Origin of the sequence: Shewanella sp. 10N.286.52.C2 (genome assembly GCF_002874545.1) — a bacterium.
In the GTDB taxonomy this organism is placed as follows: domain Bacteria; phylum Pseudomonadota; class Gammaproteobacteria; order Enterobacterales; family Shewanellaceae; genus Shewanella.
Map to the genome: position 1 here is coordinate 80,344 of NZ_MCTV01000001.1, position 13,428 is coordinate 93,771.

The following is a 13,428-nucleotide window of genomic DNA, read 5'->3' on the forward strand; positions in this document are numbered from 1 at the left end:
TAAAAAAGTCAGGCGGATAGCCTGACTTTATCATATTGTTTCTACAAAGAAATAGTCTTTGAAAAATGCCGTTACAAAGCTTATCGACAACACAGCTTCATTTATTGGCTTTTTTAGCTTAAAGCCACCATCAACTGAGCAACCACAATCAACAAACCTAATAGACCTGCGATAGCTAAGGCAAGCTTGCCACCACACACTTCATAGCCACCTAATTGTTGCTTACGCAGTTTTAATGCCATGACTATCGGCAAGAAGATAATCATAACCACTAACGGTATGGCCGCAAAGCCGAGCACTTGGAAAAAGCCATCAGGGTAATATAAAGCACATAATAGTGGCGGCACGAAAGTGACTAACCAAGTTTTAGCACGGCCTGCTTTATCATCTTTTGCTCGGGTTAACTCGGCAACATAGTCAAACAAGCTCATGGTAACGCCTAAGAAAGAAGTCACGAGTGCAAGATTGGCAAATAAATCAATAAACTGACTGACAACCGCTGAGTTAGCTACAGCTTGTAATGCATTAACTAGCGCAGGTAATGACCCTGCAAAACCATTTACCGTTTCACCGCCTAAGGTACCTAAAGTGACCAAAATCCATAAGATATAGCAAACTAGCGGGATAGTAGAGCCAATCAATAGCACTTTTCTTAACGAAACGGCATCACCGTCTAAGTAACGAACAATGGTCGCAATACACACATGGAAACCAAATGAGGTAAATACCACAGGAATAGCCGCTAACCATAAATGGTCAAGCTTATCGCCTTCGGCGACATTGGCTGAAAAATTACTTAATGATGCCACAAGGTTTACTTCAGGTAGCAAAAATGCCACCACTAGAACCAATAACACGATCATCGCGGTAAATAACACCCGAGATACTTTATCAATCCACTTCACGCCAACGGCAATTAGGCCACCAAATACTAACGTAAATAGCAGTACTGACACTTGGTTATTTAAATCGACACCTAATAATGGCTCTAAGCGAGATTCAAGTAGCGATGATCCGCCCATTAGATACACCATGGTCAGGGCAAATAACAAACTTAAAAACGATCCGCCTTGAATAAGTTGACCAACCTTGCCTAAGGTTTTGCCTGTAATGGCGTGGACGTTATCACCCACACCAGTACGTAAGTTAATTTCTAACATTAATAAAGAGGTATAAGCTGATAATCCCCAGATAACTACCAGCAATAAAATCGCAGGCATAATACCTAGCGCTGCGGTAGCAAGTGGTAAAGCTAACATCCCCCCACCAATAGCAGTTCCTGCAACAATGGCGATTGAGCCAAGTATTTTTAAGTTCAAAACATGAGTCCCGTATGGTTTTTATTTATTGGTCGTTTTACCAAGTCTTATTGATATGGTCGATTTCGACAGTAGCAGAAGGAGATTATCACTAGCAAGAGACTTAGGCATTTAAAGGCCTACACGCGCGTTAATAAACAATTACGCAACATATTGATAATTACTTTAACGCAAGGATTTTGCAATGGTGTAGCATTACAGCCATACAAGAGGGTTTTGAGGCTAGCAAACAATTTGAAGAGCGATATTAATTGAGTAATCACATATAAAACTACCCATCAACAAATGAAATGATGAGTAAACTGACTATGCAGGTAAACCAGAACAAGATAAATAAAAAAGGAAGACCTAAGTCTTCCTTTTACATAGTTAACAACAGGTATTTACTTATCTAATACCTTAACAATCAAATTAGCGACCATTATGCTTCCAAAAGTGTTTTGATGCGTTGACCATAATCGCTATCAGCTTTTAAGAAATGCTCAACCATTCTCAATTGCACATCTTCACTTGCTTGGCTCAATGTACCTGCAATGGTTTCAACTAAACGCTGCTTTTCTTCTTCACTAAAGATGCGGTACAAATTACCCGCCTGAGTATAGTCATCTTGGTCATAACGGCTATATCTTGCAGCCTCGCCATCAAGTCTTAGTGGCGGCTCAATAAATTGAGACGACTCTTGAAGTGCTGCCGTTGCAGTGCTTGGGCCGTAATTAGCACTTGAATCTGCACCAGTTTGACTGCCGTTATATGGGCATTGTGTCCCTGCCATAGCCCCTGCACGTTGATGATGGTTAGCTTTAGCGGCATGAGGACAATTTACCGGTAATTGGTTGTAATTAGTCCCAATACGGTAACGCTGAGCATCTGCATAAGAGAACAAACGCGCTTGCAACATTTTATCAGGTGAAGCGCCGACACCAGGAACCAAGTTACTTGGTGCTAATGCAACTTGCTCAACTTCAGCAAAGTAGTTGTCTGGCATACGATTTAACTCAAGTTCGCCAATTTCAATTAATGGATAATCTGCATGTGGCCATACTTTGGTTAAATCGAATGGGTTTATTGCATAATCATTGGCGTCTGCTTCAGGCATTATCTGCACTTTTACAGCCCACTTAGGGAAATTACCATCGGCGATAGCCGCCACCATGTCACGTTGTGACGAGTCCGGATCAATACCTTTTAAAATATCCGCTTGCTCTGCGGTTAAGTTCACCACACCTTGCTGTGATTTAAAGTGGAACTTGACCCAGTAACGCTCACCTTTGGCATTCCATAATGAGAAAGTATGTGAACCATAGCCGTGCATTTGACGGTAATTAGCTGGGATACCGCGATCTGACATTAAAATAGTCACTTGATGCATGGCTTCTGGGTTTAATGACCAGAAATCCCACATTGCTTGCGGATCTTTCAAATTAGTCTGCGGGTTACGCTTTTGGGTATGAATAAAGTCAGGGAATTTAATGCCGTCACGTAAGAAGAATGTCGGGGTGTTATTCCCCACAATGTCATGATTACCGCGGGCAGTATAAAAACGTAAACCAAAACCACGAGGATCACGCTCTGCATCGGCGCTACCCATCTCGCCGCCAACAGTTGAGAAGCGAATAAAGGTCTCAGTTTGCTTGCCCACACCATTAAAGTGATCAGCCAAGGTGAAATCACTTAGGTCTTTAGTTAAGGTAAAAGTACCATAAACACCGGTACCTTTTGCATGTACGACTCGCTCAGGAATACGCTCACGGTTAAAGTGGGCTAATTTTTCAATTAAGTGCCAATCTTGTAATAATAATGGACCACGCTCACCTGCTGATAATGAATTTTGGTCATCAGCTATTGGGGCACCATTTTGGCTAGTTAAGTAATTGTTATTATCCATTTGTTACTCCTGATTTGTGACATCTAGCCACTGCTCAATTAAATCAAATACTGTCGCCACGATATTTCTCCTGGCTGCGTTTCATTGAAATCATAATAACCGCAGCGAAAATAAAGTTAAAACGATTAAGATGAATTGCTACAATCTATTTTTACGATTCACTAGCAAAAAAAATGGCGAAGCATTCGCCTCACCATTTAATAATATTTTAATACAATTGAGTCATTACTGATCTCACACCAAATTAAGTGTAAATATTGCATCAATAGTTTACAAGCTGATTACCTGTGCAACCAGAAGGCAACTATATACGTAGATAAAACGACAAACTTAAAGGGTTTATTCTGATCTAGTTTCAGGTTCTTTATACAGTTTTATTAAATAATAAATATCAATCAATACAATAAAAAAATTCACTAATGCCACTGGGATGGCATCTATCGCCAAACCATAAGCGACAAAAAGCGCTGCACCAATAAGGTTCCACCAGCGTAATTTTTTTATATTAGCCATCATCAATGAAATAGCCACCACGGCAGAGGCTAAATAACCCACCCATTCCCATAATGTTGCAGCATCCATTGACGATTCCTTTTAAGGGCTTTTATTCAGTGTAGTTAATAATTGCCTATTAAGTGCTAGCTTTTCTTGCCACAACCGCTGCAGTCATTCGAGAAATACAACATAACTCACCAGCAGAATTATTGATTAGCACTTCCCATACTGAGCTACGTTTACCAATATGCACCGCTCTTGCCGTCGCAATTAACTCACCATTTCGTGACGCTTTTAAGTGATTGGCATTAATTTCTTGGCCAACACAATAAAAATGCTTAAAGTCGACCACAAAGTTAGCCGCATAACTGGCAACGGTTTCGGCCAGTGCCACATTCGCGCCGCCATGAACTATGCCTAAAGGGTTATGTACTGAGGGATTAGCTGGCATAGTCGCCACCATATAATCTGCGCCAATTTCAGTAATTTTAATACCAAGGGTTTTCATTAATGTGCCCTTTCCATGGAGCCCACTATCCATTTTAGCGCAATCTTCAAGGGTGACTTCTCTAAACCAAATACTCATTTATCAACTTCCAGTAATACGTAATTAATTCAGTCTACTGCCAAGCTATTTAACTTTAAAGGATTTCCATAAAAAAGGGATGGCAGCTGCCATCCCTTTTTAAACTTCGTTTTAATTTTTTAGGTTAACACTACTAAAAAATAGCTACGATTGGGTCTGAACATAATGTTGTGTCTGTTTCACAGATTTTATAAGTCACCTCTGCTGGTGCATTAGTGAAACGATCTCGGTAACGGCCATCATTCGACGTTGTTGATACCATTACATCATCACGGTAAATATTAACACTTTCACCGTTTGCACCGCTCCATGATAAGTCCACCGCCGCACTACCACGACGTGAAACCATAGTACGTGTAACTGCAGCGTCTATGCTGTAATCAAATACTTCTATATCCATAGCAGTTGTATCAGTTAAACCTTCACTGTCTGTTACCACCAATGTCACAGAGTAAATTCCACCTGCCGCATAAGCGTATGTAGGATTCATATCTGAAGAGGTAGAACCGTCACCAAAGCTCCATTCATAGCTAACAATGTCATCATTAACGTCTGAACTTAAGTCGGTAAAATCAACCGTTAAGCCATCAATAGCATATTCAAAGCCTGCCACCGGTGCTGTAGGACTCGCATCCCCCAGAGCCGATAAAAGTAAGCCCCAATGATTTAATGAGCCACTATCTCCACCCGCTAAATCACTAACAGTTAATGTCCAAGTACCCAATGCTATTTCACCATTGAATTGCTCAGTTGCCCATGTCTGTACAATATCATCAGCACTGCCACCAGTTTGATTGTGCAACATAGCTTCTGTGCCATTTGGTGATGTTAGTGTTACGACTAAATCTCCTATCCATGTATGGGTAATATCAACATTCACATCAAGGCCAAAGATTTGTAATTCATCCCCGATTTCAATGGTGCTGGTGATAGTAGTATTATCCGAAATATCCACAGGAGTATCATTGCTATAACCAAAATCATTCAATCCCGCAGGATAGACTTCTAGGCTAACAGCTTTACTTTTCGAAGTGATGCCGTCATCAGCATAAACGGTAATGACATAATCTCCCCAAATAGCAGACTCAAGCGTCGCAACATCAAGCGTAAAACTGTCACCGACTACTGCAGTGTTAGCAGAAAGACTAATGCCTTCTAATGCTGGTGATACATCAAATGACAGCGCGACTTGATCATCCCAACCAGCAATACTGCCCAGACTAAAGTCATAACTAACGGCACTGCCAGCTTCAACTGATTGTGAAGATGGCGTGACACTTAACGCAAATGATGGATCTGGATCTGCATCTGCCAGTGCGTTTGCGACATTTAAACGTGTTCCAGCCACTGTTAGGCCAGTCAATGCTGCATTAGCATCACCAGAATCCATTAGTAACTGCTTCATAGTGACAGGGTCAATATCAGGTGCTATTGACCACACAAGTGCTGCAGCGCCGGTGATATGTGGTGTAGCCATTGAAGTACCTGAATAGGTACCATAACTATTTCCTGGAAGGGTTGATAAAATCGCAGAACCAGGCGCGCCCATATCGACACTTGTTAATCCCCATTGAGAAAAACTAGACATATCGTCATTGTGATCGGTACTGGCAATCGACAAAACAACATCAGAGTCATAACTTGATGGATAGTGTGGATTTGCATCATTATCAACAGCGCTATTACCTGCTGCTGCAACAAATAAAATTCCTTCATCACCAGCCGATTCAATAGAATCTTTTAATGCTTGGCTAAATCCGCCGCCGCCCCAAGAATTATTGGTCGCTTTAACATCAACACCATGGTTCACTTTTAAATTAGTGAAATAATCAATACAAGCTATCGCAGCTTCTGTAGAGCCTGTTCCACTATCACTTAAAAATTTACAACCAATGATAGTGACATCCCAGTTAACCCCAACAACACCTACGCCATCATTACCTTGTGCGCCAATAGTTCCTGAGACATGGGTACCATGACCATTGCCATCCATTGGATCACCAGTTCCGGTAATAGCGTTAAAGCCGTTAACATCATCAATGACACCATTGTTATCATCATCAATACCATTTCCGGGTATTTCATTAGGGTTAACCCAAAGGTTTGCAACTAGATCTGGATGATTATAATCAACACCAGTATCAATTACGCCAATAACCACATTTTCACTACCTGTAGTAGTGTCCCAAGCGGTAACGGCATCGATATCAGCACCAGAAACACCACCAGTTTGACCGGTATTATTTAAGCCCCATAACTCCACGAAATTTGGATCGTCTGGCATACCAATTGCCGTATAAGTATAATTAGGTTCGGCATATTTTACTGCTGGATGCTTACTAATTAACTTAATTGCACTTTCAACATTACTACCGCTTTTAAGTGATAACTTAGCCAATCGTCCAGATAATAGGTATTTAAACTTATCATCTATACCATCAGCATTTTTATCTGTGACTGTTCCTGCGACTAGATTTTGCGCTGACAACCGTTCAAAGATTGACACATTTTCTTTATAAACAACGAGAATTTCATCTTTTTTATACTTTACACTTTCTTGAGCAATAACAGGGCTTGCGTTTAACGCAAATAGAGATGTTACTGCTAATGCAATTGGGGACATTTTGTTAATCATGATGTGGCTTCCTATCTTCCATTAATAATTCCCGGAACCGGTAATGCAGCACCTGTAGCTTTTCCATTAGCTATTTTTAAAAGCGAGTTGATTTTCCACGAAGTGAAACCCGGAATTTGTTGTTGCCATCAAATTGTTGCCACAAGCTGTATAACAATAAAAGCACTGAAACTTTAATTAGTAAGTAACTACTAGGCTTATTCGACTAGTCAATATTAGTGGTAAGCGAAAACAGCCAAATATAAGCATGATATTCAGTAACTTAAACCTTTGTAGCACTAAAGGTTTAATCTTAACCCCCTAAAAAAACTAACCTTTTATACGATTGAGAAAAATCAATGGGCACCGTAAGTTAATCTTGTAACGCGCTGCATCAGCAGAATCATTTGAAATTCTACCAACCTAAAACCAAACAGTTTTAGGGTTAATAATCATAAACTTAAAAGCAAACCCTGCTCTTAAGTTATTGGTGTTTATTGAGGGTTTATAGTGCTTCAAATACTGTTAGATCTTTAAAAGTTCACGCTGAAGTTACTTCTTGATCGCATATTAGTACTCAGTTACCTAAAGCTAAATTATGCACTTTGGCGACACAATGAGTTAACTAGGAAGCGAAATACTTTATCAAACGATTATTTTCTAATAATCAGATAAATCTATATTTAAACAGGGAGCGTAGAATGAAATCGCAAAAGAAATTATCGTTAGTATCACTTGCTATTGCAGCAAGCTTAGCATTACCCGTTTCAGCAGCAGGACTTTCATTACCAGAGGTGACAGCTGCAGAGAAATCGGCATTCGCTTCGAATACTAACGCAACAGTAACTCAAACGGGCATGGAGCAGGATGCCACAGTAAGCCAAACTGGCACGCGTCATATTTCAACCGTGACACAAATTGGTGATTTACAGTTTGCCGAGGTAACCCAGCAAGGGGACTGGCAAGAATCTTATATTAGCTCTGAAGGTAATGGAAACTCTGTCATTACTAACCAGGTTGATGATTGGCATATTTCAAACGTTGGCATCATAGGTGACCAAAACCAAGTTACTATTCAGCAGGCTGACTTTTATAACACTAGTGACGTATCGCTAACGGGTAATAGTAACACTGCTGATGTTATTCAAGATGGAGCTCAAAACGAAAGTATCATCGAAGTTATTGGTAATGAAAACGCTGCAGAAGTAACCCAGTACGGTGCGATTAACTTAGCGGTATTCGCTGTTGAAGGTAATAGTAATAGTGCAACCATAATGCAAGATGGTGTAAATAACCAAGCAGGTATCGTTTCCGATTCAGGCAGCCTAAATCCTGGCGATGGTAATGAACTATTTGTAAACCAACTTGGTGATAACAACTTTGGTGCTGCTTTAGGTGTATTTGGTGATAATAATACATTCGATTTTAGCCAAACAGGCGATGATAACACTGCTGTAGTAGCAAGCTTATCAGGCTCTTTAAATGATATTACTATCGACCAAACTGGCATTAATAACGGCGCAACAATAGAGTTTTCTTTTGGAGACGATAATGACGTTACTATTAGTCAAGATGGTTTTGGTAACCAAGTGGGCGGCGCTAATATTGCTATTTTAAATGGCTCGCTTAACGATATTGAAGTCGTACAAACTGGTGATGCCAATTTAACTGAGTTTATTGTTTATGGTGATGAGAATGTTATATCTGTAGATCAAAGTGGTGCAGATAACTACACAGCTTTTGTAGCTGATGGCTTCTATAATGAGGTCACTATCACTTCCTCAGGTGAACTTAACTTTGCATATTCAGAAACCGTTGGAGATAACAATACAGTTGATATGAGCCAAACAGGCAATGATAACGAAGCCGTTATTTCAAATATCGGTTCAAATCAGACTGTTGATATCAGCCAAGAAGGTGATTTTAACTTAACTGATATAGTCGCCTTTGGTGATGACCACTCAATTACCGTTTCTCAGCTAGGCGACGGTAACTGGGTTGGTGGAGATGATGGTTACTTTGCAATTGATGGTACTATGAATACATTAAATGTAACCCAAATTGGTAATGATAATACGGTTACAGGCATGCAAATTGGCACTAATGATATTGCCACTGTAGTCCAAACCGGAAACTTTAATTCTGCAGCAATTTACCAGAATTAATTTATAGAAAATTTTCTTACTGAATATAGGGAGCACATTGCTCCCTATATATTTACTTTAATATCTCCTCCACTGGCAAAGCTTATTGTTTTCATTACGTTAAGCTAATTCTGTGCAATTTTATGACATAAGCTCATAAATTAATTTTACACGATGAAATAATTGCCGAAACAAACAAAAAAACCAGTTACAACTAGCAACTGGCTTAATAACATCTCTAAATTATTTTAAAGCGGGTAAATAACCTAAGTTAAGCGAACTCAAAATGGGCTTGATAAGTTTGTGCCCAACGCAGTAACTCGACCCGATTGCGAGATTGGGTTTTCCTAAAGATGGAAGAGATATGTGCCTTTACCGTGTGCTCACTAATGCAAAGCCTGTGGGCTATTTCTTTATTCCTTGCACCGCTTGAAACTAGCTGAATAATGGTTCTTTCACGATTAGTGAGCATTTGCAGCATTGCGATAGTATCTGGGGGGATTTCTGTATTAGCATCAAGTTTTTGTACTAGTCGGCGGAAAATTTTGCTAATTAGCGGTCGATCATACCAAAGCTCATCAGCTACCATTTTACGTAACCCGGTCAACATTAAATCCATACGTTGGTCGGCATAAAGTAAGCCTCTTACACCTAACAATAGTGCAGACTCCTGATCTAACGAGCCCCGTTCAACTTGATATAAAGCGACAGGGACATGATTAACTAGCCGTGATACCAACAGCGGAATGCCTTTGCTATCCAGCGCGGCCCCCTTTTGGGCGATCAAATAGAAACAATTAGTATTATGTTCTACTTCAAGTTCACTAGGGTGTTTCACTACCCTGGTTTTTAACCCTATCGACTCAGCTAAAATAGCCAAGTTGCAAGGCGCTGCAACCTGGTGTAAGAAGACTAATTCATCAATATTCGAATTCATCACTTTTCTCCCTGAAAAGTATTCTGTATCTCTCGGCTATACGAGTTTCTTCCTGAAACATTGATAACATAATAACAACATAATGCAATAATAGTACATTTTAACTAGCCCATAAGGCATTTTAACTAGTCTATAAAGTATTTCTGCAATACTTAAGTACTCATTAATAGATTAAGTGCTCGCAAACCAAGCCGTTACCAAAAATAAAACAAGTAAAAATAAACTTAACAGTCACAAGATCTATAAATGTAGCTGATTAAAGTGATGCTAACTGCTTATTATGTACCTTTGTGAGCAAGACTAATGCACTAATACCACCTATAAGTGCCATAAACATATCTGACTGTGTATCCCACACATAGCCTTGAGTGCCTAAAAACGCCTCCGCATTCTCACCTGTTGCAGCTGCAACCCACCACTCAATAAGTTCGTAAAAAGCAGAAAATGCCAATACAAAACAAACTGATAGAAACTGACACCAATAGCCCGGTTGTAAGACGTGATTTCTTAGCATCACCTCTCTTGCCAGTATGACCGGAATAAACCCCTGAGCAAGATGGCCGATTTTGTCATAATTATTACGTTCGCTACCCATCACATCAGCCAACCAATCAAACAGTGGTACTTCGGCATAGGTATATTTAGCTCCGACCATGAGCACGCAGCAATGTAACAAAATCAATAAGTAAGCTAAGGGTGTTAGGGGGAATTTATTACGGGTAAAAAATAAGATGGGTAAGGCGATTAATGCTGGCAGTGCTTCTAACCACCAAGTAAACATATCTTTAGGTGAACTCACCGACCAAACGAGCACGACAGCAAAAATAACCACCCATATAACTTTCTTATTCACTATACATTCCCTTTAGATGATATTGTTCTAAACCAAGATCACAGTCTTTAGCCATCTAGCCCTCTACAATGGCAATAAATAATGCTATTTTGGTTGCGCATTAATGTCAGCATAACATAAGCATAACTATTGATAAGAGGGTACCCACACCATGGCAAAACACTCGCTTGACAAGGATAAGATTAAAATCCTGCTGTTGGAGGGCGTCCACCAAACTGCAGTCGATGTACTTAAGCGTGCAGGTTATACCAATATTGAATATCACAAAGCTTCCCTTCCTGAAGACCAGTTGCTGCGCTCAATTAAAGATGCTCACTTTGTCGGCCTGCGCTCGCGCACCCAATTAACCGCTGAAGTGTTGAACCATGCTGAAAAACTAGTCGCGATTGGCTGTTTCTGTATTGGTACTAACCAAGTTGATATTGCCGCTGCTGAGAAGTTAGGCGTACCCGTTTTTAATGCGCCATTCTCAAACACTCGCAGTGTTGCTGAGCTAGTGTTAGGTGAGATCATCATGCTGATGCGCGGTATTCCTCAGCGTAACGCCCTTGCCCACCGTGGCGGTTGGTTAAAAAGTGCCAATGGTAGCTATGAAGTGCGCGGTAAAACCTTAGGGGTCATTGGTTACGGCCATATAGGTACTCAGCTGGGTATTTTGGCTGAAACCCTCGGTATGCGGGTGGTATTTTTCGATATTGAAGACAAGTTGCCACTGGGTAATGCCAGCCAAATCCATTCAATGGAAACACTATTGAATGAAGCAGACGTTATCAGCTTGCATGTACCAGAAACTGCGCAAACTAAAAATATGATTGGTGCGACAGAGTTTGAACAAATGCGTTCAAAAAGCTTTTTTATCAATGCATCACGGGGCACTGTGGTTGATATTGATGCGCTTTCTGATGCCCTAAAGTCAGGCCATATTGCAGGCGCTGCAATTGATGTATTCCCAGTTGAGCCTAAGTCAAATGATGACGAATTTATTAGCCCACTACGTGGACAAGATAACGTCATTATTACCCCGCATATTGGTGGTAGTACTGCTGAAGCTCAAGAAAATATCGGTATTGAAGTCGCGGGTAAGCTGGCTAAATATTCTGATAATGGCTCAACTGTGTCTGCGGTTAACTTCCCTGAAGTGTCATTGCCACAACATAAAGGCACCTCGCGCTTATTGCATGTTCACCACAACCGTCCAGGTGTGTTGATTAAAATTAACCAAGCGTTTTCAGAAAAAGGCATTAACATTGCTGCGCAATATCTACAAACGACTGCAGATATTGGTTACGTGGTCATGGAAGTCAATTCAAACCAAGCCGAACAAGCGCTGGGCGAGTTAAAAGCAATTGAAGGTACTATTCGTACCCGCGTATTGTTTTAATTCAAGCTAAGTCGGTGAACGATTTAACCTTAGGCTTATCTCGCAGTTAAATTGTGAATTAAAGCTATCTTCAATTAATTGAAGATAGCTTTTTCTTTTGAGCCTCACTGAATTCCGTTACACTCAAAGCTTATCTTTGTTGCTCACCTTAGGGATCATTTTATGACACTCGCAACCACACAGCCAAACTGGGATTACTTAACTTCAACGCCCGACTTACTGGTTTCAAACTTAAGCCACTTAGGTTTAATTGAAGTGACCGGTGAGCAAGGTAAAACCTTTATTCACGGCCAAGTCACTACCGATATCGTATCGCTGACAGAAACTCAGTGGCGCTGGGGCGCACATTGCGATCCTAAGGGTAAGATGATTGCTAGCTTTAGAACCTACACAATTGCTGAAAGCCTTTTTATTTTAATGCCAGCATCAGTATTACCGCTAAGTTTGGCCTCATGGCAGAAATATGCGGTGTTCAGTAAAGCGGAATTAACTGATGTCACTGCTAAGCAAGTTATTTTAGGCTTTGCTGGTACGAAGGCTGCAGAGTTTATTGAGCAGCAATTTGGACGGATTGAACATGAAGTTACTCACGCTGAAGGCGCTATTATTTTAAAAGATGCTGAGCGCTTCATAGTGATTACATCAGCTGAAAAAGCGCAGCAATTAGTCACAGCTTCAAATCAACCACTATCTAGCCACCAAGCTTGGCAAGCATTAGAAATTCAAGCCGGTTACGCCAATATTGACGACAACCACAGCAGTGAGTTTGTACCACAAATGTGTAATATACAGGCGGTAAACGGTATTAGTTTTGAAAAAGGCTGCTACATGGGCCAAGAAACCATTGCCAGAATGAAGTACCGCGGTGGTAATAAACGCGCCCTGTATATTCTATCCGGTAGTGCCTCTGAAACTGTCAGCAGTGAAACTCAAATTGAAATTGCCTCAGAAGATGGCTTTCTTCGAGCGGGTAAAGTTATCGAAGCGGTTGAATTTAATGGCCAAGTGCTATTAACCGCAGTATTGGCTAACGATACGCCAAATGATGCAAAACTAAGAGTAAAAAATGACAACCAAAGTGAGCTAGTGGTGAAGCCGCTACCTTATTCGTTAGAAGATTAACTTAAACGGTTATATGGGTTAAAGCCAACAAAGGCTGCTAACCGTAACATTAAATAAAGGCTGATGGATGAGGTTACTTCTCATTCTTCAGC

Annotated in this window: 10 protein-coding genes; 3 read left to right on the plus strand and 7 right to left on the minus strand. The window is 40.5% G+C overall.

Annotation, left to right across the window (positions count from 1 at the left end; all coding sequences use genetic code 11):
- Positions 1-113: 113 nt before the first annotated feature.
- From BCU94_RS00340 to BCU94_RS00360, 5 genes are all read right to left on the minus strand, one after another.
- Positions 114-1,319 (minus strand): aromatic amino acid transport family protein, encoded by a 1,206-nt coding sequence (locus BCU94_RS00340; RefSeq protein ID WP_102475330.1) that lies wholly within the window; start codon positions 1,317-1,319, stop codon positions 114-116.
- A gap of 421 nt (positions 1,320-1,740) precedes the next feature.
- The gene (katB, locus tag BCU94_RS00345; RefSeq protein WP_102475331.1) at positions 1,741-3,204 is read right to left on the minus strand and encodes a catalase KatB; all 1,464 of its coding nucleotides are present in this window, start codon (positions 3,202-3,204) and stop codon (positions 1,741-1,743) included.
- Between the two features lie 339 nt (positions 3,205-3,543).
- A complete protein-coding gene (locus BCU94_RS00350) occupies positions 3,544-3,786 on the minus strand; it encodes a YgjV family protein (RefSeq protein ID WP_102475332.1) in 243 nt (80 codons plus the stop codon).
- A 49-nt stretch (positions 3,787-3,835) separates the two neighbouring features.
- Complete coding sequence (locus tag BCU94_RS00355; protein ID WP_102475333.1) at positions 3,836-4,285, minus strand: PaaI family thioesterase; 450 nt, start codon at positions 4,283-4,285, stop codon at positions 3,836-3,838.
- Positions 4,286-4,418: 133 nt separating this feature from the next.
- Positions 4,419-6,920: a S8 family serine peptidase gene (locus BCU94_RS00360; protein ID WP_102475334.1), complete on the minus strand. Its 2,502-nt coding sequence runs from the start codon at positions 6,918-6,920 to the stop codon at positions 4,419-4,421.
- 680 nt (positions 6,921-7,600) lie between these two features.
- Here BCU94_RS00360 and BCU94_RS00365 point away from each other — a divergent pair.
- Positions 7,601-9,064 (plus strand): curlin, encoded by a 1,464-nt coding sequence (locus BCU94_RS00365; RefSeq protein WP_102475335.1) that lies wholly within the window; start codon positions 7,601-7,603, stop codon positions 9,062-9,064.
- A 250-nt stretch (positions 9,065-9,314) separates the two neighbouring features.
- Here BCU94_RS00365 and BCU94_RS00370 read toward each other — a convergent pair whose 3' ends face one another.
- Positions 9,315-9,980, minus strand: coding sequence for a response regulator transcription factor (locus tag BCU94_RS00370; RefSeq protein ID WP_102436757.1), 666 nt, complete (start codon positions 9,978-9,980; stop codon positions 9,315-9,317).
- A 256-nt stretch (positions 9,981-10,236) separates the two neighbouring features.
- Positions 10,237-10,833, minus strand: a complete 597-nt coding sequence (locus BCU94_RS00375) for a DUF2238 domain-containing protein (protein ID WP_102436755.1) — start codon at positions 10,831-10,833, stop codon at positions 10,237-10,239.
- Positions 10,834-10,984: 151 nt separating this feature from the next.
- Here BCU94_RS00375 and serA point away from each other — a divergent pair, with 151 nt between their 5' ends.
- Both serA and ygfZ read left to right on the plus strand, forming a co-directional pair.
- Positions 10,985-12,214 carry a phosphoglycerate dehydrogenase gene (gene serA, locus BCU94_RS00380; RefSeq protein ID WP_102436753.1) on the plus strand — a complete coding sequence of 410 codons (1,230 nt, stop codon included), beginning with the start codon at positions 10,985-10,987 and terminating at the stop codon, positions 12,212-12,214.
- 162 nt (positions 12,215-12,376) lie between these two features.
- A complete protein-coding gene (ygfZ, locus tag BCU94_RS00385) occupies positions 12,377-13,336 on the plus strand; it encodes a tRNA-modifying protein YgfZ (RefSeq protein ID WP_102475336.1) in 960 nt (319 codons plus the stop codon).
- Positions 13,337-13,428 lie beyond the last annotated feature (92 nt).